17 protein-coding genes are annotated in these 25,529 nt (G+C 71.5%); 2 read left to right on the top strand and 15 right to left on the bottom strand.

Annotated features, from left to right (window positions below):
- Positions 1–2: 2 nt before the first annotated feature.
- Positions 3–683 carry a hypothetical protein gene (locus LPT13_RS04455; RefSeq protein ID WP_242163919.1) on the bottom strand — a complete coding sequence of 227 codons (681 nt, stop codon included), beginning with the start codon at positions 681–683 and terminating at the stop codon, positions 3–5.
- A gap of 666 nt (positions 684–1,349) precedes the next feature.
- Between LPT13_RS04455 and LPT13_RS04450 the strand changes: the two genes are divergently transcribed.
- A complete protein-coding gene (locus LPT13_RS04450; protein WP_242163917.1) occupies positions 1,350–3,041 on the top strand; it encodes a polysaccharide deacetylase family protein in 1,692 nt (563 codons plus the stop codon).
- Between the two features lie 90 nt (positions 3,042–3,131).
- On the opposite strand, the gene recN is transcribed toward LPT13_RS04450, so the two are convergent.
- The 10 genes from recN to LPT13_RS04400 form a co-directional block, all read right to left on the bottom strand.
- Positions 3,132–4,880 carry a DNA repair protein RecN gene (gene recN / locus LPT13_RS04445; protein WP_242163915.1) on the bottom strand — a complete coding sequence of 583 codons (1,749 nt, stop codon included), beginning with the start codon at positions 4,878–4,880 and terminating at the stop codon, positions 3,132–3,134.
- A gap of 160 nt (positions 4,881–5,040) precedes the next feature.
- Positions 5,041–7,191 carry an excinuclease ABC subunit UvrB gene (gene uvrB / locus LPT13_RS04440; protein ID WP_277926815.1) on the bottom strand — a complete coding sequence of 717 codons (2,151 nt, stop codon included), beginning with the start codon at positions 7,189–7,191 and terminating at the stop codon, positions 5,041–5,043.
- Between the two features lie 95 nt (positions 7,192–7,286).
- Positions 7,287–7,886 carry a dephospho-CoA kinase gene (gene coaE, locus LPT13_RS04435; RefSeq protein WP_242163913.1) on the bottom strand — a complete coding sequence of 200 codons (600 nt, stop codon included), beginning with the start codon at positions 7,884–7,886 and terminating at the stop codon, positions 7,287–7,289.
- Positions 7,887–8,957 carry a tRNA 2-thiouridine(34) synthase MnmA gene (mnmA, locus tag LPT13_RS04430; protein ID WP_242163911.1) on the bottom strand — a complete coding sequence of 357 codons (1,071 nt, stop codon included), beginning with the start codon at positions 8,955–8,957 and terminating at the stop codon, positions 7,887–7,889.
- A gap of 244 nt (positions 8,958–9,201) precedes the next feature.
- Positions 9,202–10,416 (bottom strand): 30S ribosomal protein S1, encoded by a 1,215-nt coding sequence (rpsA, locus tag LPT13_RS04425; RefSeq protein ID WP_242163909.1) that lies wholly within the window; start codon positions 10,414–10,416, stop codon positions 9,202–9,204.
- 272 nt (positions 10,417–10,688) lie between these two features.
- The gene (locus LPT13_RS04420; RefSeq protein ID WP_242163907.1) at positions 10,689–10,937 is read right to left on the bottom strand and encodes a TIGR03905 family TSCPD domain-containing protein; all 249 of its coding nucleotides are present in this window, start codon (positions 10,935–10,937) and stop codon (positions 10,689–10,691) included.
- Between the two features lie 267 nt (positions 10,938–11,204).
- Complete coding sequence (locus LPT13_RS04415; protein ID WP_242163905.1) at positions 11,205–13,094, bottom strand: hypothetical protein; 1,890 nt, start codon at positions 13,092–13,094, stop codon at positions 11,205–11,207.
- Complete coding sequence (locus tag LPT13_RS04410; RefSeq protein WP_242163903.1) at positions 13,091–15,304, bottom strand: efflux RND transporter permease subunit; 2,214 nt, start codon at positions 15,302–15,304, stop codon at positions 13,091–13,093. Before LPT13_RS04410 ends, LPT13_RS04415 begins: the two co-directional genes overlap by 4 nt.
- Before the next feature lie 68 nt (positions 15,305–15,372).
- Positions 15,373–15,711, bottom strand: coding sequence for a P-II family nitrogen regulator (locus LPT13_RS04405; protein ID WP_242163901.1), 339 nt, complete (start codon positions 15,709–15,711; stop codon positions 15,373–15,375).
- A 106-nt stretch (positions 15,712–15,817) separates the two neighbouring features.
- Positions 15,818–17,146 (bottom strand): ammonium transporter, encoded by a 1,329-nt coding sequence (locus LPT13_RS04400; protein ID WP_242163899.1) that lies wholly within the window; start codon positions 17,144–17,146, stop codon positions 15,818–15,820.
- Positions 17,147–17,462: 316 nt separating this feature from the next.
- On the opposite strand from LPT13_RS04400, the gene LPT13_RS04395 reads away from it, so the two are divergent.
- On the top strand, positions 17,463–18,017 hold the full coding sequence (locus LPT13_RS04395; protein ID WP_242163897.1) for a GNAT family N-acetyltransferase: 555 nt from the start codon (positions 17,463–17,465) through the stop codon (positions 18,015–18,017).
- Positions 18,018–18,182: 165 nt separating this feature from the next.
- Here the strand turns inward: LPT13_RS04395 and LPT13_RS04390 are convergent, their stop codons facing one another.
- From LPT13_RS04390 to nusB, 4 genes are all read right to left on the bottom strand, one after another.
- Positions 18,183–22,439, bottom strand: coding sequence for a hypothetical protein (locus LPT13_RS04390; RefSeq protein ID WP_242163894.1), 4,257 nt, complete (start codon positions 22,437–22,439; stop codon positions 18,183–18,185).
- Positions 22,440–22,661: 222 nt separating this feature from the next.
- Positions 22,662–24,551, bottom strand: coding sequence for a 1-deoxy-D-xylulose-5-phosphate synthase (gene dxs, locus LPT13_RS04385; RefSeq protein ID WP_242163892.1), 1,890 nt, complete (start codon positions 24,549–24,551; stop codon positions 22,662–22,664).
- Between the two features lie 10 nt (positions 24,552–24,561).
- The gene (locus LPT13_RS04380) at positions 24,562–24,882 is read right to left on the bottom strand and encodes an exodeoxyribonuclease VII small subunit (RefSeq protein WP_242163890.1); all 321 of its coding nucleotides are present in this window, start codon (positions 24,880–24,882) and stop codon (positions 24,562–24,564) included.
- Position 24,883: 1 nt separating this feature from the next.
- Positions 24,884–25,519, bottom strand: coding sequence for a transcription antitermination factor NusB (gene nusB / locus LPT13_RS04375; protein WP_242163888.1), 636 nt, complete (start codon positions 25,517–25,519; stop codon positions 24,884–24,886).
- Between the last annotated feature and the right edge of the window lie 10 nt (positions 25,520–25,529).

Genomic DNA, 25,529 nt, shown 5'->3' with positions numbered 1-25,529 from the left:
CCCTAGCGCTTGAGGACCTTGCGCAGCGGCAGGGTCAGGACGGCCACCAGCACGCAGTTGACGGCCGCGGTGCCCAGCACCATGACGGCGTAGGTGGCGAGCGTCACCACGAGCGGCAGGCCGTTCATGGCCACGCCGACGATGAGCGCGAAGGTGTAGCCCGACACCACCGTGGACAAAAACGTCGTCACGAGCGGATTGAGGTCGACCTTGCCGACGCGCATCGGGACGCGGATGAGCAGGCCGCAGGCCAGCGCGCCCAGCACCTCGGCGGGGACGTTGACCCACGGGGTGGCGTTGAGCATGGGGATCTGGCAGATGAGGCCGGCGATGAGGCCGATGACGGCCGCCTGGGCGATGTTGGGGCGCACCAGGATGATGGCCAGGCAGTACATGGCGATGATGAAGTTGGGCTTCATGCCGGCGAAGCTGAAGAAGCTGGCGACGGTGAGCTTGAGCACCGCGCCGGCGGCCAGCAGCACCGCCACCAGGATGAGGTCCTGGATGGCGAGGCCCCCGGACGCGCGGTCGGCCGCGGCGCGCGGGGCGCGGGCGGCGGCCGGCGCGTCCGGCGCGGCGGCGGCGGCCTGGCGCAGCGCGCCCGTCGGCTCGGCGGCGGCCGCGGGGGTGCGCAGGGCGCCCTTCGGGGCGTCCTCGGCGGAAACGGCGTTGGCATCGGTCATGGCGATCTCCCTTCCGGCGGCCCGTCCGGCCGCCTCGTACGTGCCCGCCCCCGATGGGCGGGCCCCTCGATCGCAATTGCATCCCCTCCGACGCGCCGCTGGCTTTCCGGCGATGACCCCCGCAAAACAAAAGGGATCCGTCCTTTGCTTAAAGGACAGATCCCTTGATCTGCGGTGCCACCTTTAATTGGCTCGCTTGCGCGAACCCCCTCATGAGCATGCCATCACACGCTCTGCCCTTAACGCAGGCTCACGGTCCGGATACTCGGCCCCCGGCGCCAGCGCCCGCGGCCTTTCCCCTTTCCCTCGGCGACCCATTTACCATCCAGCGTTACTACGGGAATCCCAGCTGCGCCCGCTCTCTGTGAGTGCTCTGATGGCTTGACCTTCGCCTCATCGGTTTGAGGTATTCAATTGCTGAGGGCACTTTAGCACATCACGGCAGGCGTGCAAGGGGTCGTTTCGGCAACGGGTCGGCGCAGGGAGGGCGCCCCCAGGGCCCTGCGGGATCGAGGGAGCCCGGAAACGCCTGGTATTCCTTAATTTTCTTCCCCTTTTTGCGTCTTTTTGCCCAAGGGGTGGAAAGCGCCCCGATAACGTGCTTGAATGGCGAAAGTTAGCCCTTAGATACCGGCGTGGCATCGCCGGCCCCCCCAGGAGAACAGCATGTCCCAGCCCTACCCTCAGAACAACCCGCGTGCCCGGCGCGGGCGCTACGCCGCCCCCGTGGACGCGGGCGCCCCCCGCCCGCGTCACGCCGCCCACGCCGCGCCCGCGCAGGATGCCGCCCGCCAGGCCGGCACTCCCGACGACGTCCCGACGGCCGGCCCGGCCGCCGAGGCGCCCCACGCCCAGGACGGCGCGGCCGCGTGGGCCGGTGCCGAGGAGGCCTTCGAGTTCGTCGACGAGGCGCCCCAGGGCCAGCCCGCGGGCGCCGTGCCGGGCAACCCGCGCGACCGGGTCACCGTGAGCGCCCGCCCCGACGCAGAGGACGCCGGCGTCGGCGGCGCGGTGCCGGGCGGCATCGTCATCCAGCCCGGCGTCACCGGATCCACCCCGGTCATCGGCGTGGACACCGCTCACGCCCGGGTGATCCCGCGCGCCGACGGCGACGAGCCCCTGCGCGGCGCCAGCCCCACCCCGCGCCTCCAGGGGGCCCGCGACGGCGCGGTCGCCCTGCCCGACGTGCGCCGGCGCAACCGGCCGCGGCGGCCCTCCAGGGGCGCCCTCATCGCGGCGGCGCTCGTCATCGCGGTCGTGGGCGCAGGCGCCTACCTGCTTCTCAACCCGCCGGTCATGAGCCTCACGGTCAACGGGCAGACCATCCAGGTGCCCTCCGACACGAGCATCGACAAGCTCATCGCCGACGGCACCGTGGCGCCCGCGCCGGGCGACCTGCTGGCCGTGGACGGCAGCCTGCTGCAGGAGGGCGGCGGCAAGCGCTTCACCGCGCAGGTCAACGGCGAGCCCTTCGCCGACGGCGCCGCTCGGCTGCCGCGCGACGCGGCGATCTCCGTCACCGACGGCGCCGACGACACCGAGGACTACGCCGAGGAGGAGGTGGCCGCGCCGCCGACCATCGGGTTCGAGGGCGTGGGCGCCATCCACGCCTACGAGGGCACGGGCGCCGCGGGCACGTCGCTGCGCCGCACCGGCAGCGTGTCGGGCATCACGGTCGACGAGGTGGTGACCGAGCCCGTCGCCGAGGTGGTGAAGAAGTACAACGCCGACACCGCCGGCGACAAGGTGGTGGCCCTCACCTTCGACGACGGCCCCTGGCCCGAGTCGACCGACGCCATCCTCGACATCCTCGACCAGAACGGGGCCAAGGCCACGTTCTTCACCATCGGCCAGCAGATCAGCGGCGGCAACGCCGAGTCCGTCAAGCGCGCGGCGGCGGCCGGCCACCAGATCAGCAGCCACAGCTTCGACCACGCGAGCGCCGGCGACGGCCGCGGCGTGGACATGGGGCGCCAGACGGCCCAGGAGCAGGTGGACGAGGTGCTGAAGGGCTACGAGGCCATCGAGGCGGCCACCGGCGCGCCGGCAAGCCACGCCTTCCGCACGCCGGGCGGCAACTTCAGCGCCGAGACGGCGCAGATCCTGCAGCCCCACATCACGGCGGAGATCGGCTGGAACATCGACACCGAGGACTGGCGCCGCCCCGGCGCCCAGGCCATCGCCGACCGCATCAAGCAGGCCAAGCCCGGCAGCATCATCCTCATGCACGACGGCGGCGGCGACCGCTCCCAGACGGTGGAGGCCCTGCGCCAGGCGCTCCCCTACCTCAGGGAGCAGGGCTATCGCTTCATCACCATCGACGAGCTCTTGGCCTACAACGACCCCGCGGACATGTAGCGCGATCAGCCCCGTCGGCCACGGCGGCGGGGCCTTGCGAGTGGAATGACGAGGCCCCGTCGGCTGTGCCGGCGGGGCCTTTCGCGTGTGCTAGGGCCGGGCGGCCGCCAGCAGCTCCCGGGCGTGGGCGAGGGAGGCTTCGGTGGCGTCGCCAGACAGCATGCGGGCCAGCTCGGCCTCACGCTCGGCGCCGGCCACCTCGCGCAGGGCCGTCTCGGGGGCGTCGCCGTCCGACTTCTCCACCACGTAGTGGACGTCGGCCCGAGCAGCCACCTGGGCCAGGTGCGTCACGACGATGACCTGGTGGGTGCGGGACAGGTCGGCGAGCACCTTGGCGAGCGCCACGGCCGTGGCGCCGCCCACGCCGGCGTCCACCTCGTCGAAGATGAGGGTGTCCACCTCGTCGTGGGCGCCGAGCACCACCTTGACGGCCAGCATGACGCGGCTCACCTCGCCGCCCGACGCGATGCGAGCGAGCGGGCGCGCCTGCATGCCGGCTCCCGGGCGGAAGAACAGCTCCACCGCGTCGGGGCCCGCCTTCGACCAGCGGTCGCGGCCGAGCAGCTCGACGCGGCACTCGAGGGCCGCGGTGCCCATCTCCAGGCGCCCCATGACCGCCGTCGCGGCCTCGGCCAGCGCCGGAGCGGCCGCGGCGCGGGCCTCGTGCAGGGCGGCCGCCGCGGCGGCGAGGGCCTCCTCGGCACGCTCCACCCGTTCGGCGGCGGCGCGGCGGCGGCCGTCGGCGTCGTCCACCGACGCCACCAGCTCGGCCGCCTCCTCGCGGCGGGCCGTCACGTCCTCGAGGCGCGGGCCGAAGCTGCGCAGAAGGCCCTGGAAGGCGGCGGCGCGCTCCTGGGCGGCGGCGAGCTCGGCGGGGTCGAACTCCACGTCCTCGGCGTAGGAGGCCATGTCGCGGGACACGTCCTCGACGATGAAGCCGGCCTCGCGCAGCGACTGGGCGTAGGCGCCGAGGGCCTCGTCGAAGCGCGCCGCGTCCTCGAGCAGCGCCGCGGCCGAGCCCAGGGCGTCGAGCGCGCCGCCCTCCCCCGCCAGCGCGTCGCTCGCGCCGTGGGCGGCCCGGGCCAGCGCCTCGGCGTTCTCGGTCTTGGCCAGGTAGGCCATCAGCTCCTCGTACTCGCCCTCCTGGGGCGCCACGGCGTCGATCTGGGACAGGGTGAAGCGCGCCTCGTCAAGCGCCGCCTCCGAGGCGCTGGCCGCCTCGCAGACGCGCTCGTAGGCGGCGCTCGCCTCGGTGGCCTCGGCGAAGGCCGCGCGGTAGGCGCCGGCCGCCTCGGCGACAGGCGCGCCGCCCCAGGCGTCGAGCAGGCGGCCGTGGGCCGCCGGGCTCATGAGGGCCTGGTGCTCGTGCTGGCCGCACAGGTCGATGGAGGGGCCCACGCGCCCGGCCAGCTCAGCCACGCTGGCCAGCGCGCCGTTCAGCGTGACCCGCGAGCGCCCGTCGGCCGAGAGCCGCCGCGCGACGACCAGCTCCTCCTCGCCGTCGACGCCGCCCGTGTCGGTCGCGTCCGCGCCGCCTGCCGCATCGGCCGCCGCATCGTCGCCCGTGTCGCCCGCCACGCCATCTGCGCCCGCGCCGCGTGCATCCGCCGCGTCGTCCGCGCCCGCACGCAGGAAGAAGCGCCCGCGCACCACGGCCGCGTCGCTCCCCTCGCGCACGGCGCCCTTGTCGGCCCGCGCGCCCATGAGCAGCTTCGCCGCCGAGAGCAGCGCCGTCTTGCCGGCGCCCGTCTCGCCCGTGAGCACCGTGAGGCGCGCCGAGGGCGCCATGGACGCCGACCGGATGAGGGCCACGTTCTCCACTTGTATCTCGTCGATCATGGATGTCTCCTTCAGGCGCGGCGGGCGCGCTCGTGTCTGCCGAGTCCCAGCTTAGCGCAACAAACGCCCCCAGGTCGCCCGCGCCGCCCCATCCTCACGCCAACACCGAACGCCGCCGCCACGGCTGCCCCTTCCGTCCGCACGCCAGGCGCAGCGGCGCCTACGAGCGGCGGGCGCTGCCGTAGGCGGCGTGCTTGCGGTTGCCGTAGGCGCTGCCCTTGCGCGCCGTCCTCTTGAGATCCTTCAGCACGTCGTCCTCGCTCTGGCCCTCGACGCTCGCGCGCAGCTTCACCACCTGGTCGCGCAGGCGCGCGGCCTCCTCGAAGTCCATGTCGCGCGAGGCCGCGGCCATGTCGTCCTCCATCGACGATATGATGCGCAGCACCTCCTCGCGCGACAGCTCCGCGAGCTCCTTGTTCACCTGCTCGGCCGTCACCGAGCCCGCCTCGTCGGCGACGTAGCCCATGATGTCGTTGATGGCCTTGCGGATGGTCTGCGGCTCGATGCCGTGCTCCTCGTTGTAGGCCATCTGGATCTCACGGCGGCGCCGCGTCTCGGTGATGGCGCGGTCCATGGAGTCGGTGATGCGGTCGGCGTACATGATGACCTGGCCCGACACGTTGCGGGCCGCGCGCCCGATGGTCTGGATGAGCGAGCGGTGGTTGCGCAGGAAGCCCTCCTTGTCGGCGTCGAGGATGGCCACGAGCGACACCTCGGGCAGGTCGAGCCCCTCGCGCAGCAGGTTGATGCCCACCAGCACGTCGAACTCGCCGCGGCGCAGGGCCGAGAGGATCTCCACGCGCTCGAGCGTGGCGATGTCGGAGTGCATGTAGCGCGCCCGCACCCCCTGGTCGAGCAGGTGGTCGGTCAGGTCCTCGGCCATCTTCTTGGTGAGCGTGGTGATGAGCACGCGCTCGTCGCGGGCGGCGCGGTCCTTCGCCTCGTCGATGATGTCGTCGATCTGGCTCGCGCTCGTGCGCACGATGATCTCGGGATCCAGAAGCCCCGTCGGGCGGATGATCTGCTCCACCTGGGCCTGGGACACCTTCTCCTCGTAGTCGCCCGGCGTAGCCGACACGTAGACGAACTGGGGCACGCGCGCCTCGAACTCATCGAAGCGCAGCGGCCGGTTGTCCAGGCAGCTCGGCAGGCGGAACCCGTGCTCAGCCAGGGTGATCTTGCGCGAGCGATCGCCCTCGTGCATGCCGCGGATCTGCGGCACGGTGACGTGGGACTCGTCGATGATGCAGAGGAAGTCGCTCGGGAAGTAGTCGATGAGCGTGTAGGGCGGCTCGCCCGGCTCGCGGCCGTCGAGGTGGCGCGAGTAGTTCTCGATGCCGGAGCAGAAGCCCATGGTCTCGAGCATCTCCAGGTCGTAGTTGGTGCGCATCTCCAGGCGCTGGGCCTCGAGCAGCTTGCCGTCCTCGTTGAACTGCTGCAGGCGCTCGCGCAGCTCGTCCTGGATGGTGTGGATGGCGCGGTCCATCTTGGGGCGCGCGGTGACGTAGTGCGACGCCGGCCAGATGGGCAGCGCCTCGTAGGTCTGCAGGACCTCGCCGGTGACGTGGTCGACCTCGGCGATCTCCTCGACCTCGTCGCCCCAGAACTCGATGCGCAGCGGGTTGTCGGCGTAGGGCGGGAACACGTCGAGCGCGTCGCCGCGCACGCGGAACGTGCCGCGCTTGAGCTCGTAGTCGTTGCGGTCGTACTGGATGTCGATGAGGTCGTGGATCACGTCGTCGCGGTCGGCCGGCACCTCCTTGTCGACGAACACGGCCATGCCCGCGTAGTCCATGGGGCTGCCGATGCCGTAGATGCAGCTCACCGACGCCACCACGATCACGTCGCGCCGGGACAGCAGCGCGCTCGTGGCCGCATGGCGCAGCTTCTCCACCTCCTCGTTGATGGAGGCGTCCTTCTCGATGAAGGTGTCCGACGCCGGCACGTAGGCCTCGGGCTGGTAGTAGTCGTAGTAGGACACGAAGTAGACGACGGCGTTGTCGGGGAAGAACTCCTTGAGCTCGGCGGCCAGCTGCGCCGCGAGCGTCTTGTTGGGCGCCATGACGAGCGTGGGCTTCTGCACCGCCTCGATGGTCTTGGCCATGGTGAAGGTCTTGCCCGAGCCGGTGACGCCCAGGAGCGTCTGGTAGCGCAGGCCCTCCTCTATGCCGGCCGCCAGCTTCTCCACCGCCTGGGGCTGGTCGCCCGACAGCTCGAAGGGCGACACCACCTTAAGCGGCGTGGAGGCCAGCCGCACCTCCGGCAGCTTGCCCTCCATGGCCACGCCCTCCAGGTTGGAAAGATGAGCCATCCCGCCTCCTCATCGCAGCATAAACGTACAGTTGTTCTACTATACCATACTGCCGCCGCGAGGAAAGCGGGATGGGAAAAGTCGTTGCGAAGGCGCTACAGGGACGCCTGGTAGCCTTCCCACCAGGCGAGGACCTTGTTATGGAGCTCCTCCTTGGTGCCGTCGTTGTTGAAGACGACGTCGGAGGCCTCGATGCGGTCGGCGTCGGTGATCTGGCGGGCGATGCGGCGGCGCACGTCAGCCTCGTCGAAGCCGGACGCCACGGCGCGCTCGATGCGCAGGTCGAGCGGGGCCAGCACGGCCAGCACCACGTCGGCGGAATACGCCAGCGACATCTCGCGGTTCTTGAAGACGGAGTACTCCACCACCACGGCGTCGTTGCCCGCGGCCTCGAGCTCGGCCAGGGTGTCGGTGTAGACCTCCTCGATGCGCGGCATGGTGATGCGGTTGAGCTTGCGCGTCTCAGCCGGCGACACGAAGGCGCGGGCGGCCACGAGGCTGCGGACGACCTCGCCGTCCTCGCCGATGACGTCGTCGCCGAAGGTCTCGGCCAGCTCCTCCTTCACCGTGTCCCACTTGAGCACCTGATGGCCCACCTGGTCCAGGTCGATGAAGGGCAGCCCCGCATCGACCAGGGCCTGGCGCGCCGTGGACTTGCCGGCGCCCATGCCGCCGACCACGAATATCTTCCTCATCTACCCTACCTCCTCGATCACGGCGCCCCCCAGCACGGTGGAGCCCTGGTAGAACACGGCCCATTGGCCAGGCGCCGTGAGGGGCTGCGGCTCGCGCAGCCGGACGGTCGCCCCGCCTCCAACTCTGGGGACAATGATACACGGAACGGCCGGCGCGCGGTAACGGAGTTTCACCATGGCGTCGGCCGGCGCGTCCAGCCCGGCGACGGCCTGCCAGTTGACGGGCCCGACCTCCGCGCGCCCCATGACGGCGGCAGCCGCCGGGCCCACCACCAGCGCGTTGTCGGCGAGACGCTTCTCCAGCACGTAGTAGGGCTCGGGGCCCGCCACGCCGATGCCCTTGCGCTGGCCCACCGTGTAGTCGGAAAGCCCCGTATGGCGGCCGACCTCGCGCCCGTCGCGCGTCAGGATGGGGCCGGGCTCGGCGCGCACGCCGCGCTCGGCCAGGAGCGCGCGGTAGCCCGCCGGCGCGAAGCAGATGTCCTGGCTCTCGGGGGCGTCGGCGCAGGCCAGGCCCATCTCGGCCGCGGCGGCGCGCACCGCCAGCTTCGTCATGCCGCCGAGCGGCAGCACGAGCCGCGCGAGCTGGCCCTGGGTGAGGGCGGCCAGCATGTAGCTCTGGTCCTTGCCGTGGTCGAGCCCGGCCAGCACGGCGTAGCGCCCGTCGGCGAGCGCTCCCACGCGCGCGTAGTGGCCCGTCGCCACGTGGGCGCAGCCCGCCTCGTCGGCGGCGGCCAGCAGGAGCGGCAGCTTCGCCGCGGCGTTGCAGCCCACGCACGGGCTCGGCGTGAGGCCGGCGCCGTAGGCCGCGGCGAAGGGCGCCACCACGGCTGCGTCGAAGGCAGCCGCGGCCTCGACCACGCGGTGCTCGGCGCCGAGGCGGGCGCACACCTTTGCGGCGGCGCGGGCCGCGTCGCGGGCATCGGGCGCATCGCGCAGCACGAGGGTGACGCCGACGACCTCGTAGCCCTCGGCCGCGAGCGCCGCCACGGCCACCGAGCTGTCCACGCCCCCGCTCATCCCCAGCGCCACGCGCCCACGCGGCGCGTCGGTCGTCTGCGAACCGGGCATCTCTCCCCCTTTCCTCGGAAAAACCGCCTCCGCCTGCAAATCCGGACGGTTATGCACTCCCCGGGTTGGCGCTGGCTGGGCAAAACGCCGGTCAACCGGCGCAAAACGCCGCCAAACAGCCCGGAGAGCCCCATTTTCGCCGGGCCGCCGGTGCAAAACCGTCCGAATTTGCGGAATCCGGGCGAAAAGAGAGGGGCGGGGCACCAGGCCCCGCCCCTCCTCAGGGTTCAGCTTGAAGCGCAGCCTACTCGGCAGCCGTCTCCTCGGCAGCGGCCTCGGGCTTCTCGGCGCGATCCTTCTTGCGCTTGGCCGGGCGCTCCTCGGCCTGGATGGACTCGTCCACTTCGATCTCGTAGCCGAGCTCCTCGGCGGCAGCCTTCATCGACAGGGAGATGCGGCGACGATCCGGGTTGATCTCCATGACCTTGACCTTGACCTCGTCGCCGGCCTTGACGACCTGCGCCGGGGTGTCGATGTGGCGGCCGGCCATCTCGGAGATGTGCACCAGGCCCTCGATGGAGTCGCCGAGCGCGATGAACGCGCCGAAGGGCACGATCTTGGTGACCTTGCCGTCGACGATGGTGCCCACCGGGTAGGACTCGACGAGCTTGATCCACGGGTCGGGCGTGGTCTGCTTGAGGCCGAGCGAGATGCGCTCACGCTGCAGGTCGACGTCGAGCACCTCGACCTCCACCTCGTCGCCCACCTTGACGACCTCGGAGGGGTGGTTGACGTGGTTCCAGGACAGCTCGGAGATGTGCACCAGGCCGTCGATGCCGCCCAGGTCCACGAAGGCGCCGAAGTCCACGATGGAGGAGACGGTGCCCTTGAGACGCATGCCCTTCGACAGCTTGGAGAGGATCTCGGCGCGCTCGTTCTTGCGGCCCTCCTCCAGCAGCACGCGGCGGGACAGCACGACGTTGTTGCGGTTGCGGTCCATCTCGATGACGCGGGCCTCGATCTCGGTGCCCAGGTACATATCGAGGTCCTTCACGCGGCGCAGGTCGACGAGCGACGCCGGCAGGAAGCCGCGCAGGCCGATGTCGAGGATCAGGCCGCCCTTGACGACCTCGATGACCTCGCCGGTGACGACCTCGCCGGCCTTGAACTTCTCCTCGACGCGGATCCAGGCGCGCTCGTACTCGGCGCGCTTCTTGGAGAGGATCAGGCGTCCGTCCTTGTCCTCCTTCTGAAGGACCAGGGCCTCGATCTTGTCGCCCAGGCTGACGATGTCGGCCGGGTCGGCGTCCTTGCGGATGGACAGCTCGCGGGAGGGGATGACGCCCTCGCTCTTGAAGCCGATGTCCACGAGCACCTCATCGTGCTCCAGCTTGACGACGGTGCCGTCGACGAGATCGCCCTCGTCGAAGTCGGTCAGCGTGCCGTCGATCATCTCGTTCATCTGCTCGTCGGAGATGTCGGAGAAGTCGATTACGGACGTGTTCTTGATTTCGGTCAAAACGGACCCCTTTCGAACATTACATTCTGGGGACCCTTCGTCATGATTGATTGATGCTTGCCATGTTCGCTTGCACGAGCTTGCTCAGGACGGTCAATAAAACATGTCTCGGGGGCCAACAGATACTTCCTCCTGCGGGTTTTCCGCAAGTTTGGCTAGTATATCACGGCTACGCGGGGGGTATTCGAGAATTTCGCCCCATTCGGGGGGAATTCGCGCGGCCGCCACAGACGCGCCGCGGCGCGGCGCCGGGACGCGGGCGCCGAGGGCCCCTAGGCCTGGGCGCGGGCCTCCTCCAAAGCGTAGGTGAGCTGGTCGGCGCAGGAGGTGGAGCGCGGGCCGCAGGTGTTGCCGCGCAGGAGCGCCACCACGTCGTCGACGGGCTGGCCGGCCACGAGCTTGGCGATGGCCTTCAGGTTGCCGTCGCAGCCGCCGGTGAAGCGGATCTGCCTGATCGTGTCGCCGTCGAGCTCGACGTCGATGGCCTTGGAGCAGACGCCCCGGGGACGGTAGGTGTGCATGGCGGGTTCCTCTCTCTCGCTTCGTCGCCTGGGCGCCATTGTGCCACAACGGGCCGCGGGAGGGGACGCCCGGGGCGCGGGCGGGCGCGGGACACGGCGGCGGCACGCGGGCGCGACAAGACGGAGCGGGCGCGAGGGCGCGATGCCGCGGGTACGGCGGCGGGGCGCGGGCGCACGGGGCGCGGCGGGCGCCGGCCTGCGCGGCGACGCGGGACGCCGCGCGCGAGCCTCGACGTGGCCCGCGGCGCGCGACCCCGCGGCGCGGGCCTACAGGCCGAACAGGGCGAGCAGGCGGTCGAGGACGGTGGGCTCGGACGCCTCGGCCGGCTCGGGCTCGGGCGCGGGCGCCGGCTCGACGGGGGCGAGCGCCATGACGAACTGCACCGCCGCCACCGACTGGTTGCGCCCGTCCACGAAGGACGCGGGCTCGAACTCCGGGAAGTCGTAGTCGGCCATCAGCTCGTCCATCGAGGCGCGCATGCGGGCGGGCAGGTCGGCGGTCTCCCCCGCCAGCTGCCCGGCGCCCGCGGCCAGGTCGGACGCGCCGGAGGCGAACTGCCCCAGACCGCCGGCGAGCTCGCGGGCGCCGCCGGAGAGCGCCGCCGCGCCCGCGGCCAGCCGGCCGACGCCGCCCACGTAGGAGGCAAGCCCCTCGTCGAGGGCGCGGTACTGCCCGGCGAGCTCGGCCACGCCAGGGGCCAGCTCGCGCAGCTGGGCGACGGCCGCGGCCGGGTCGGCCTGCTCGAGGCCGCCGGCCATGGCGCGCAGCGACGCGGCGAGGAAGGCGGGCGAGCCGGCGGTGACGGCGTCGGCGCCGAGCACGGCCAGAAGCTGGCGGGCGCCGTCGAGGGCGGGCGCCACGGCCTGGTAGGTGCCGCGCGCCGTCTGGGCGGCCTCGTAGGCGCGCGCGAGCTCGGCGGCGGTGGCGGCGTCGGCGGGGTTGCCCGAGGCCTGGGCCGCGGCCATGAGCGAGCCGATCTGCGCCTCGCCGAGCGTCGGCGCGGGGATGGCGGCCATCGCGCCGTCCAGGGCCCCGAGCGCCCGGCCGTAGCCGTCGCGCACGGCCGCCGACTGCGCCGCCAGGGCGTCGAGCCCGTCGGCCGCCTGGCCGAGCGCGCCGGTGAGCGCGCCCAGGTCCTCCACGCCCGAGAGGTCGGCCCCGGCAAGGCCCGCGGCCAGGGCGTCGAGCGCACCGGCCACCTGGGACGACGCGACGGTGAGGCTGCCCGAGGAGGCATCCAGGGCGCCGAGCCCGTCGCTAAGCGAGCGCACCCCGTCGCGCAGGCCCGCGCTGCCCGCGGCCAGGCCCTCGGCGCCCGCGGCGAGCGAGGCGGTGCCGTCGTCGAGGGCCGCCACGGCGTCGGCCAGCTGGCCCATCTGCCCCTCGAGGTCGGAGGCGTCGGGCATCTCGATGACCGACGCGTAGGGCAGCGCGGCGATCTGCGCGCCGGCCAGCTCGAAGCCCTCCACATGCCCCGTCAGGGTGAAGTCGCCGTCGTGGCCGGGCAGCACCGTGAAGGCCACCGTCTGGTCCGACCCGGCCAGGGCCACGACGCCGCCCTCGGCCCGCACGTCAGACCAGACGGCGCCCGGCAGCGTGAAGGTGGCCTGCACCATGAAGCTGGCGGCGAAGGCGGGGTCGGCGTCGGGGTCGCGCGTCACCGTGAGGCGCACCTCGGCATCGCCCGACTTCCCCGCGATCTGGTCCGGCGTCATCCTCTGCCCGTTCAGGCGGTAGCTCACCGCGATGTCCCACGGCAGCGCCACGCCGGCCGGGTCGGTGCCCTGGTAGGAGAACACGCCCTCGTCGCAGACGACCTCCACGCCGTCGGAGGCGCCCTCCCCGTCCGCGGCCGGCTTGAGCTGGCGCCCATCGGTGAGGCTCGCGCGCTCGGCGTAGGCGCCCCAGTCGGTGACGACGCCGGCGGACGCCACGTCGAAGCGGTTCACCACGAACACGGCCTCGGGCGCGCCCTCGGCCGAGAGGTTGGCGTAGACGACCTCGGTCTTCTCGAAGGCGGCCGGCTCGGCGGCGGCCGCGGCGGGCGCGGCGGGGCGCTCGGCGTCGACGGCCAGGGCTGGCGACAGGCACGTGAGCGCCAGCATCACCGCCAGGAAGGCGGCCAGGGCGGCGCGGGGCAGGACGGACGCGTTCATGAGGCATCTCCTTCGTCAGGATGAGAGGGCGCGGCGGCAGGCGGACGGGCGGCCCTCGCATCGGCGGACGCGAGGCCGGGCGCGGCGGCGGGTGCGAGGCCGGCCGCATCGGCAGCGGCGGCGGGCGCGCTGGTGCCCGCCCCGCCCGCGCCCGGGCGCCAGAACCCGCTGCGCCACGTGGTGAGGCGGATGGCGCCGTCGCCGTAGACCAGAAGCGCCGGCAAGAAGCACGTCACCATGGCCAGCGATATGAGCGCCCCGCGCCCGAGCAGAAGCCCCAGGCTCGCCACGGCGCCGATGGACGACGACACCGCCAGGGCGAAGCCGGCCGTGGCCAGGATGCCGGCCGACACCAGAAGCGACGGGAACGCCTCGCCGAGGGCGGCGCGCATGGCGGGCCGGGCGGGCTCGCGGCGGCGGTGGCGCAGGTAGTGGGTGGTCAGCAGGATGGCGTAGTCGATGGTGGCGCCCAGCTGCACCGTGTTGATGACCAGGTACCCGATGAAGTTCACCTCGGTGCCGGTGAAGTACGGGATGGCCAGGTTGATCCAGATGCCGCACTCGATGGCCAGAAGCAGCGCCACCGGCAGCCCCAGCGAGCGGAAGGTGACGGCCACCACCAGGAAGATGGCGATGACGGCCACCAGGCTCACCGTCACGTTGTCGACGGCCACCACCTGCTTCATGTCGTAGAGGTTGGCCGACTGGCCGGCCACGTAGAACTCGCCGTAGTGGCGCGCGGCCGCGTCCTCCACCTCCTGCACGGCGGCGAAGGCCGCATCGCCCTCGAGCGGCGTGTCGAGGTAGGCGATGAGGCGCGCGTGGTCGTCGGAGTAGAACTGGCCGACCACGCCCTCGTCGAGAAAGCCCGGCGGGATGGCGGCGCCCACCGTGGTGGCGTAGGCCATGACGCCCGTCACGGCGTCGAGGGACTCCAGGTCGCGCGCGAGCGCCTCCTCGGCGCCCACGTCCCCGCGCGGCACGAGCACCACCGCGGCGTTCTGGCGGCCGAACTCGTCTTCCACCATGAGCGTGTCGGCGCCGGCGCGCAGGGTGGCGTCGGCCACGTTGTTCTGGTAGGTGAACACGACGCTGCCCTGGCCGAGGAAGGCCGGCACGGCCAGGACGGCCACCAGCGCGAGCGCCGGGACGCGCACCTTGGCCAGGGGCCCGCCGATGCCCGCAAAGGAGGGCATGAGGCGGCGGTGGGTGGTGCGGTCGATGACGCGGCAGAGGCACAGGGTGAGCGCCGGCAGGAACACCATGACGGTCACGAACGACAGCGCGATGCCCTTCACCAGGTTCAGCCCCAAATCGGCGCCGATCTGGAACTGCATGAAGGCGAGCGCCGCGAAGCCGAACAGCGTCGTGGTGGCGCTGGCGGCGATGGTGGACGCCGATGAGCGCATGGCGCGGGCCATGGCCTCCTCCACCGTGCCGCCGCGGTGCCGCTCGGCGGCGAAGGCGTGCAAGAGGAAGATGGCGTAGTCCAGCGACACGGCCAGCTGCAGGATGGGGCTCACCGAGAAGGTGACGAAGGACACCCCGCCCAGAAGGAGGTTGGTGCCCATGTTGATGAGGATGGACACGCCGATGGCGGCCAGGAACAGCACCGGCTCGATCCACGACAGGGTGGACAGCACCAGCAGAAGCACGATGATGGGGACGACGATGGCCACGGCCTTGAGCACCTGGTCGACCATGGACGCCTGCATCTGGGCGGTGTCCATGGCCTCGCCGGCCACGGCGTTGCCGGGCCCGGCCCCGTCGGCGATGGCCCGCAGCGCCGACACGGCCGGGCCCTCCTCGCCCTCGGCCACCGACACCTGGAACAGGGCGGCGCCGTCGCGGTAGTACGGCTCCACCGTCGCAGCGGGCAGCGTCTCAAGCGGGGCGGCCAGGTCGGCCACGTCGTCGAGCCACAGCACCGAGTCGACCCCCGGCACCGATGCGATGGCGTCCTTCAGGGCCAGGGCGCCGGGCACGTCCACGTCGTGGACGAGGACGGTGGCGTTGGGGACGGCCTGGTCGAACTCCTCGGCCATGATGCGCACGGCCTCGGTGGACTGGGCCTCGGGCGGCAGGTAGTCCACCATGTCGTAGTTCACCTTGACCAGCGGGATCATCGCCGCGCACACGGCGGCCAGCGCGACGAAGGCCGCGACGACGGCGCGCCGGTGCGCGAGTATCCCCGAGATGAGCTTCTCCATACCCGGGAGGATACCAGCAAACCGCGGGCCCGGGGCCGAGGCGCCGGGCCCGCCATGATTTCTTCGGCCTACACGGCCGCGTCCCCGCGCTCGCCGGTGCGGATGCGGATGACCTCGTCCACGGGGAAGACGAATATCTTGCCGTCCCCCACCTCGCCAGTGCGGGCGGCGTCGCAGATGACGCCCGCCAGCTCGTCGACGCGGGCGTCGTCCACGACCACCTCGAACTTCACCTTCGGCACCATGTTGAGCAGCACCTCGGTGCCGCGGTAGTACTCCGTCCAGCCGTGCTGGCTGCCGCAGCCCTGCACCTGCGACACGGTCATGCCGGACACATGGGCCGCGAACAGGGCCTCCTTGAGCGCCTCCATCCTCTCGGGGCGCACGATGGCGGTGATCTTCTTCACGATGGGTCCTCTCCTCTCGTCAAGCCCCGGCCGCCGGGCGGCGGGGCGCGTCGTCTTCGCGGGGCGGCCGCCGCCCTCAGGCGGGCCGGCGGCCGCAGGCGGCGGGCTAGTCCATGCCCAGGTAGGCGGGGTACGCGCTCTCGCCGTGGGCCGCCACGTCCAGGCCCTGGGCCTCGTCCTCGGCGCTCACCCGCAGGCTGCCGCCGAACAGCGCACGCACGATGAGGGCGAGCAGGCTGGCGAGCACGCCGACGAAGACGACGGTCACTAGGATGCCGAGTACCTGGGCGCCCAGCAGGTGGGCGTCGCCGGTGTAGATGAGGCCGCCGAAGTCGGTCCAGGACAGCTCCGGCACGCAGAACACGCCGGTGAGCACGCCGCCCACCATGCCGCCGATGCCGTGGCACCCGAAGGCGTCGAGGGCATCGTCGTAGCCGATCCTGCGCTTGAGGGCGCTGATGGCCAGGTAGCAGATGGGCGAGACGACGAGTCCCATCACCAGCGCCGCCCAGGGCTCCACGAAGCCGGCGGCAGGCGTGATGACCACGAGCCCCGCCACCAGGCCGGTGGCCGCGCCGACCAGGGTGGGCTTGCCGACGCGCACGCGCTCGACCAGCATCCAGGACGCGAGCGCCGCCGCCGAGGCCGCCACGGTGTTGAGCAGGGCGAGCCCCGCCACGCCGTCGGCTGCGAACTCAGACCCGGCGTTGAACCCGAACCAGCCGAACCACAGAAGCGTCGCGCCCAGCACCACGAAGGGCACGTTGTGGGGCCGGTAGCTGATGAGGCCGTAGCCCTTGCGCCCGCCCAGGAACAGGCAGAGGATGAGGCCCGTCAGGCCCGAGCTGATGTGCACCACGTCGCCGCCGGCGAAGTCGAGCGCGCCGATCATGTCGCCGATGAGCGAGCCGTCGCCGCCCCACACCATGTGGGCGAGCGGCGCGTAGACGACGACCACCCACAGGGCCAGGAACGCGCACACCGCGCCGAACTTCATGCGGCCGGCCACGGCGCCCGTGATGATGGCGGAGGTGATCATGGCGAAGGCCATCTGGAAGGCGATGTCGACGATGGCGGGATATCCGGCGGATAGCCCGGGATCGGCGACATCGAGGGCACCCTGGCCCGCCAACACCGTAAACGCCGTCGGCGTCCCCTCGGCCTCGGCCAGAAGGTCGCCCACCGCGCTCAGGCAGCCGATCTGGTCGAGCCCCCCGAAGAAGGGGATGGACCCGTCGCCGCCGTAGGCGAACGACCAGCCGCACACCACCCAGGTGATGCCCACGATGCCCAGGGCCGCGAAGGTCATCATCATGGTGTTCACCACGTTCTTGCGCCGAGACAGGCCCCCGTAGAAGAACGCCAGGCCCGGCGTCATCAGCAGGACGAGCATCGTGCATATGAGCATGAAGCCCGTCGATCCCGTGTCGATCATGTCGCTTTCCTCCTCTTTTCTCGCTTGGCTCGTCGGTCACGCGGCCCGGGGCGCGGCGGGGTGACCGGCCGCCCGCGCCCCGGGCACCTCCGATGATGCCCCCGCCCCGGGCCGGCGGGGACGGCGAGGCGGGATGTTAACGAGGCCACAAAGCCCTTTTAACAAGCGGGAAGCCCGGGCGTTACACGCCGGAAACCTGGCCGCGGGACGGGCGCGCAGGCCGGCGCGCCGCGTCGTCCGCCCGAGCGCGCTCCCCTCCCCCGCGCCGAAGGGCTACAATGGCCCTCGCAGCATCCCCGGGAGAAAGGCGAGCAGCATGCTGGTGGAGTTTCAGCCGGTCGTGACCGACGAGGACAAGGAGCGCCTGGCGCAGATGGCCGGCGAGATCTGGCGCGAGTACTGGCCCGCGCTCATCGGCGAGGCCCAGACCGAGTACATGGTGGCCAACTTCCAGAGCCTCGAGGCCATCGAGCGCGACATGGCCGAGCACGGCTACGAGTACTGGCTCGTGCGCGCCGCCGACGAGCTGACCGAGCCCGAGCTGGCCGCGGGCGCCGAGCCCGCCTTCCGCGACGTGGGCTACACCGGCGGGCGCGTCGAGGCCGAGACGGGCCGCTTCTTCATCTCGAAGATCTACCTCTACGCGCACGAGCGCGGCAAGCACTTCGCCTCGCGCGTGATCGCCTTCTACGACCGCCTGTGCGCCGACCGCGGCCTTGCCGCCATGTACTTGACGGTCAACAAGCACAACGACCTGGGCATCCGCGCCTATAGGGCCAAGGGCTTCGAGACCATCGACGCCGTCGAGACCGACATCGGCGAGGGCTTCATCATGGACGACTACATAATGGAGAAGCCCGCCGGCGCTTAGGGGCGCGACGGAAACCCGGTGAAACCAGGTAGTGCGATAGGCGAAAATCAGGTAGTGAGAGATTGTAAAATCGGGTAGTCAACGCGGTCTACCAGGGAGTTCCCCGCTCAACGACGAGGCCCCCGCCGGCATCTGCCGGCGGGGGCCTCTCTCTTGGGCGGCGGGCTAGGCGTCCTCGCCTGGCTTGCGGGCGCGCAGGCGGGCGCCGGCGGCGGCGAGCAGGGACGCGACGGCCGCGCCCAGGGCGAGGACGCCCGCGGCGCCCTCGTCGCCCGTCTCGGCGAGGCGCGTGGCGGCGAGGCGCTTCCGCTCGTCGTCATCGGCGTCGGCGCCGCCAGCGCCGCCCGAGCCCTCCCCCGTGCCGGGGAGCGCGGCGGGCGCCTCGGAGACGACCCAGTGCATCCCGATGGTGACGGTGTCGCCCTCAGGCGAGCGGATGACCACCGACACCTCGTAGACGCCGGGCCGGCGGGGGTCGATCTCGTCGACGAGGTTGCCGTCGGGATCGATGATGGTGATCTCCACCTCGGATCCCTCCGGGATGTCGTAGCGGTCCTCGACCTCGTCCCTGATGTCGTCCTTGGTGATGGGCTTGGCCGGGTCGGACGCATCGGGCGTCACGTCGACCGGCTTGCGGTCCTCCAGGTCCTCGTGGACGGTGCCGTCCGGATCGGTGCGGGGCGGCTCCTTCTCCACCAGGTCGCTCTTGTCCGGGTCGGTGGGCGTCACGTCGGGCGCGCCGTGCACCGTGTAGTCGACGACGACCTGGGTGCTGTTGCCCTGGGGATCCCTCACCTCGAAGGTGACCTCGTAGCGCCCGGGCTTGCCGCGGTCGATCTCGTCGACGGGGTTGCCGTCCGCGTCCTTGATCACGGGCAGGGCGATCTCGCAGTCATCGGGGATGTCATAGCGGTCGTCGGCCCAGTCCTTGAGCGACGCCGGGGTGTCCTTCTGCCCCGGTGCCGCGGGACGCGACAGCGTGTCCTCGATGGTGGTGTGCACGGTGCCGTTGCCCGGCCCCTCCTCCACCGCGCCGGGGCCAGTCGGGTCGTCCGAGCCGGCCGGGGGCTTCGGCTGCCCGTCGGCGCCGGGGATGGTGACGGCGGGCGGGTTGGTGACGCGGTAGTCCACGTTCACCGTGGTGCTGTTGCCGCGCTCGTCGGTCACGACGAAGCTCACCTCGTAGCGCCCGGGGGTGCCGCAGTCGATGGAGGCCAGGGGCTTGCCGTCCTGGGTGATGGTCGGCTCGGCCATGGTGCAGCCCTCCGGGATGTCGAAGCGCGACTCCGCCCACTCCTTGAGCGAGTCGGGCGACTCGACGTGGCCGGGCTTCACCGGGCGGCTCACGGTGTCGTGCCCGGTGCCGTGCACCGTGCCGCCGTTGGGCTCGTCGTCCACCTTGTCGGACGGCACGTCCTTCGGGCCGTCAGGCGTGACGGGGATGTTCACCGCCGGCGGGTTCACCACCGCGTAGTCCACCGAGAGCGTGGTGGTGTTGCCGGTGACGGGATCGCGCACCACGATGTCGACCTGGTAGCTGCCCGGTTTGGAGGGGTCGATCGCCGCGGCCGGCGTGCCGTCGGCGTTCTTCACGGTGATGGAGGACACCTCGCAGCCGGCGGGGATGTCGTAGCGCTCGTCCACCCAGTCCCGCAGGCCGCCCTCGGGCGTCAGCGGCCGGGCGTTCGGGCGCACGGGGTAGGACACGCTGTCGTCGGCGGTGGAGTGCAGCGTGTTGGCGATGTCCTTGTCCGTGGCGTCCGGGTCGGGCTCGCCCGGCTTCGCCACCCCCTCGGGCGAGATGTCGGGCACCGGCACCGAGGGGTCGGGGTTCTGCGGCCTCACGGTGATCTCGGGCGTGCTGCCGAAGGGGAAGTCGGGCTGCAGCTCCTCGGTGGTGCGGTCGTCGTTGCTCTCGGAGGCCAGGTAGTTGGTGCCGCCGTTGAACTTGGCCGTGATCTCGATGGTGCCGTCGGGGTTGCGGGGAATCTGCACGCCGGTCTTGTCCCAGACCAGGGTGGCCACGCTGTAGTGGTAGCCAGACTCGGTCAGCCCCGGCGCGGCCACGGCCTTCACCGGGTCGCCCACGGCCACGCCGTTGGCGTAGAACTGCACGGTGCCGTCGGGGCTGGCGCAGGTCTTGGCCTCGGGGGCCTCGCCGATGTCGCGGGGCATGACGTGGGCGGTGAACGTGACGCCCTTCACGGGCTTGGCCGCGCGGGTGACGGCCGTGTCGTAGTCGATCACGTGGTTCAGCACGCTCACCCGGGAATCCGCCGGCGTGATGGCGGCCGAGAAGTACAGCTTGTGGCCCCAGAACGACTTGGCGAAGCTCGCATCGCCGGAGTACTCCTTCGACTCCACGATGAGGTCGTAGTCGCCCACGTCGGAGAAGGTGGCACCGGCCTGGATGGCGTCGGTGGTCTCGTCGCCGTTCTTGTCGTGGGTGCGCTGGGAGCTGACGGTCATGGTGGCGGAGCTGGTGAGGAACTTGCCCTTGGGCTCGCCGGCGGGGACGCCGAAGCCGGCGATGGTGTCGACGAGGCCGCCCTCCAGGCCCACGGGCGTGCCGTCGTAGCGCTTGAACAGGGTCTTGTACAGGTCCTCGGTCTTCTCCACGTACTCGTCGATGTCGATCTCGACGTAGCGCTTGGCCAAGGAGCCGGTGCCGGGGTTGGGCACGACGAAGTCGAAGTCGGAGGTCACGTCATCGCGCTCGCCGGTGTCAGGGTCGAGCACCGAGGTCTCGAAGCTGCCGATGGAGACGGTCTGCTTGCTGAGGGGCTCGCCGTTCACCACGCTGGGCAGCCAGAAGTACACGCAGCCGGCGGCGTCGACGCCGTAGGGCATGCCGTAGTCGTAGCGCTTGCCGTCGGCGTCGGTGAGGGGCGCGCCGTTCACCGTGACGGTGAGGTTCTTGAGCTGGGCACCCTTCAGCTCGTCGAAGCCGTCGAGGTTGATGGTGACCATCTGCAGCGTGTGGCCGCGCCCGTCGGTGACGGAGGTGGAAGCCGGGCTGGAGGCGAATCCGAAGTAGGGAACGTTGAAGGAGCCTCCCTGCACGATAATGTCGAGGCCACTCGCTCCGAGAAGACCCCCGGTGTGGGTATCGCTCGCACCAGCAAGGTCCTTCTTCGGCGTGACGTTTCCTCCCGTGATGGTCAGGGAGTGTCCGGCGCTCGACTGCCCGCCGCAGCCATCGCCGAGCGAGAAGCCGTGAACGTATCCCCAAGCCTCGACGTTGCCGCCGTTGATAGTGATGCTGCGGCAACGCTGGCCGGCCTTGTACTCGCGCGTTCGGATAGCTCCGGGAAGCTCGAGCTTCTCGTACTGCGGCACCGAAACGGTCGTAGAGGCGGGCAGACTCGTGCAGCCGGCGCCGATGCCCGCCCCATGATAGGATCCGGTGGCCACGATGACACCGCCGTTGATGGTGATGTCCATGCCACCGCCGCCATAGCTGCCGCCAATGCCGGCACCCGTCTTGTTGTAGGTCTCGGCAGAGGAGCTGCTGTTGCCATAGGCACTCGCCTCTATGACGCCTCCGTCGATGATGATGGTACCCGCATTCTCGTGAGGAGCCGAGCCGATGCCCGCGCCGCCGATTCCACCCTGGCTGATGAGCTTGCCAGGCCTTACAGCGTCCAGCTTGTAAAGAGGATCCCCCTTCGCGATACTCAAGCCGTTCTCCAGGGTTAAGTCAGCCGGAACACGGCCCTCGACAGGCACGATGTGATTGCCGTTCTCGTCGCTGTTTACCACCGAGTCATCGATGACGAGCCGTGACCCTTCTCCACAGCGAATGCCAGGGGCGCTGGCCCCCGCAGTCAGCGTGTTGGTGGATCCGTCGGCCAGGATGAGGTGGAGCGACGTGGGGTTGGTGATCTGGGCACCGTCGGTGGCGGGCGCGGTGCGCTCCTCGCCGCCGAGGTCCATCACGTTCGTGACGATGTTGAGGGGCACCCTCTGGGCATCGCCCGTGCGGGTGAAGCGGATGGTGACGTTGTCCAGGGTGAGCGTGGCGTGGACGCCGGCCGCCACCTCCAGGGTGTAGCCGGCCGAGGTGCCGCTGACGGTCATGGCCTTGCCGGAGGTGAAGACGATCTTCTTGGCGGCGTCGTCCACCGTGAAGTCGGTGCCCTCGACGCCGCCGGCGATGGAGAGCCCCGTGGCGGACAGGGCGCGGGAGCCGGTCGCGGCCCCGGGCGCATCGCCCGCGTCGGCGGCTAGCGCGACCCCGTTTTCAGCGAAGGGGGGGGGTGTCGTGTCTGCGGCCGCCTCAGCGGCCGTCGTGGAGAGGTCCGTCCCCTCGGCCAGGGCCAGGGCGGGCATCATGCCCACAGCCAGCGTGGAGGCGACGGCGATGGACAGGGCCCTGCGGCGCAGGCTCCTGCCGAGAACGAGGGTGTCTGGATGCTGCATTGCGTTCCCCATCTTCTGTCGATGCGTGAGCTGGATCGCAAAGAGCGCGGCGCGCATGCCTGACGGGCCGCCCTCTGACGCGAGATAGCTACAAAGTATATAACAGTATGGTTACAAAAGACAGGCCGCCCCTCCCCTGCCGGGCGCGGGCGGACGGGAGCATGACGAGGCCCCGCCGGCGGGTGCCGGCGGGGCCTCGGGCAGGGCGCGGGGAAGGCAGGCTTAAGCCACCTGCTCGGCCAGGGTCTCGAGGATGGCGTCGGCGATGCCCTCGGGCGACAGGCCCAGGTCGTCGACGAGCAGGTCGGCGCGGCCCTGGGGGACGAACACGTCGGGCACGCCGAGCATGCGCACCGGCGAGTCGAGGCCCATCTCGGCCAAGTAGCCGCAGACGCCCTCGCCTGCGCCGCCGGCGATGACGCCGGCCTCCACCGTCACGATGAGCCGCGTGTCGCAGGCGTCGCGGATGGCCTCCTCGTCCATGGGCTTGACCCAGCGCATGTCCACGACGCGCGCCTCGATGCCGCGGGCCGCCAGCAGGCGCGCCGCCTTGACGGCGCGCGGCGCCATGCAGCCGAAGGCCAGGATGGCCACGTCGTCGCCGTCGCGCAGAAGCCGGCTCACGCCCACGGGCAGCACCGGCGGGTCCTCGGGCACGGGCACGCCCTCGGCCGCGCCGCGCGGATAGCGGATGGCGAAGGGGCCGCCCAGGGCGAGCGCGGTGCGCAGGGCGCTGGCCAGCTCGGCCTCGTCGGAGGGCGCGACGACCCGCATGTTGGGGATCATGCGCGTGTAGACCAGGTCGAACATGCCGTGGTGGGTGGGCCCGTCCTCGCCGACGATGCCGGCGCGGTCGAGCGCGAACACCACGTCCAGGTCGGGCAGGGCGCAGTCGATGGCCATCTGGTCGATGGCGCGCTGCATGAAGGTGGAGTAGATGGCCACGACCGGCTTCTTCCCGCCGATGGCCAGGCCCGACGCCATGGCGACGGCCTGCTCCTCGGCGATGCCCACATCCACGAAGCGCTCGGGGAACTCGGCGGCGAAGGGCTTCAGGCCGGTGCCGCCCTCCATGGCCGCCGTGATGGCCACGATGCGGTCGTCGGCGCGCGCCTCGCGCACGAGCGCCTCGCCGAACACCGCCGTGTAGCTGGGCGGGCCGGGCTTCTTGGGCGCGTCGGCGCCGGTGGCGATGTCGAAGGGGCCCACGCCGTGGAAGCGCTCGGGGTCGCGCAGGGCCGGCTCGTAGCCGGCGCCCTTCTTCGTCACCACGTGCATGAGCACCGGCGCGTCAGCCGCCAGGCACACGGCCAGCGTCTCGCGCAAAGCCGCGATGTCGTGCCCGTCGACGGGCGCGGTGCACACGATGCCCAGCTGCTCGAACATCATGGAGTGCGGGATGACCATCTGCTTGATGGACTCCTTCATGTTCTTGCCGAAGCGGACCATGGCGCGGCCGAGCGGGGCGCTGGTCTCGAGCAGCTCCTGGAACGAGTCGCGCGCGTCGCGGTACTCGGCGGTGGTGCGCATGTAGCCGAGGTGCTTCATGAGCGCGCCCACGTTGCGCGATATGGAGCGCTCGTTGTCGTTGAGGATGACCACGAGCGGCAGCTGCTCGGCGCCCATGTAGTTGAGGGCCTCGAAGGCCATGCCGCCGGAGAGGGCCGCGTCGCCGATGAGGGCGACCACCTTCTCGTCGGTGCCGGACAGCACGCGGGCCTTGGCCAGGCCCGTCGCGACGGACAGCGAGTCGGACGCGTGGCCCGAGGGGTGCACGTCGTAGGGGCTCTCGCCGGGCTTGGGAAAGCCGGAGATGCCGCCGTAGGAGCGCAGCGTCTCGAACTCGCCGAGGCGGCCGGTGACGAGCTTGTGGGCGTAGGCCTGGTGCCCCACGTCGAAGACGAACCGGTCCTTGGGCGCGTCGATGAGGCTGTGGACGGCCAGGATGATCTCGACGGCGCCGAGCGACGAGGCTAGGTGGCCGCCGGTGCGCGAGGTGACCGACACCATCTCCTCGCGGATCTCCTGGGCGAGGATGGCCAGTTCCTCGTCGGTGAGCACCTTCAGGTCGGCGGGCGACCGGACGGCATCGAGGATGCGCGCTTCGTCCACGGCGGCCTCCTTAGTCCTGGGGACGGGGCTCGGCGGCCGGGGCGTCGGGCGCGGGATCGGCGGGCTCGGCATCAGCGGACGCGGCATCGGCGACATCGGCGCCGGCAGCCTCGGCGTCGGCGGGCGCAGGAGCACCCTCCTCCCCCGCCGCCTCCTCCGGGAAGGCGGCCTCCACGTCCTTCTCGCTCAGGTCGCAGGCGGAAAGGCCCAGATTGACGGCCTCCTCGTAGAGGGCGAGCGCCTCGTCGAGGGTGACGTCCTCGGCGCTCACGGCGTCGACGATCTCGTCGAGGCGCGTGCGCACCGCCTCGAAGGTGCCGTGCTCCTCCACGCTACTCACCCGCCTTCGCGTCCGCGGCGGCGTCCGCGGGGGCGTCCCCAGCGGCGTCCGCGCCAGCGTCCGCGGCGGCGTCCTCGCCAGCGTCCGCGGCGTCCGCGGCGGCGCGGGCGGCCGCGTCCTCGGCGGCTACCTCGGCGGCCAGGGCGGCCACAGCGGCGGCCACCTCGCCCGGCGCCGGCTGGGGCGCGGGCGCGCCCTCCACGGCCAGCTCGCCGGCCTCGAGGGACTTGGCGATGCGGCCGAGCACGCCGTTCACGAAGCGCGGCGACTCGTCCTCGCCGCCGAACTCCTTGGCCAGCTCGACGGCCTCGTTGATGGCCACCGACACCGGCACGTCGTCCTCGTAGATCATCTCGAAGGCGGCCAGGCGCAGGATCGACCGGTCGACGATGGGCATGCGCGCCACCGCCCAGTTCTCGGAAGTGGCCTCCAGGCAGGCGTCGATGTCGGCCAGGTGATCCTCGATGCCGCGCACCAGCGACACCGTGTAGCCGGGCAGCGGCCCGTCCTCGGACAGGCAGCAGCCCTCCTCCAGGAGCACCGTGGCCGGCCGGCCCTGGATCTCGCTGGTGTAGAGCACCTGGACCGCGCTGCGGCGGCCGGATATGCGCTCGTGGCGTTTGGACATGGGAACTCCC

It is taken from the genome of Adlercreutzia faecimuris, from assembly GCF_022669055.1.
GTDB classification, from domain to species: Bacteria; Actinomycetota; Coriobacteriia; order Coriobacteriales; family Eggerthellaceae; genus Enterorhabdus; species Enterorhabdus faecimuris.
This window is presented reverse-complemented; position numbering and strand designations above follow the sequence as displayed.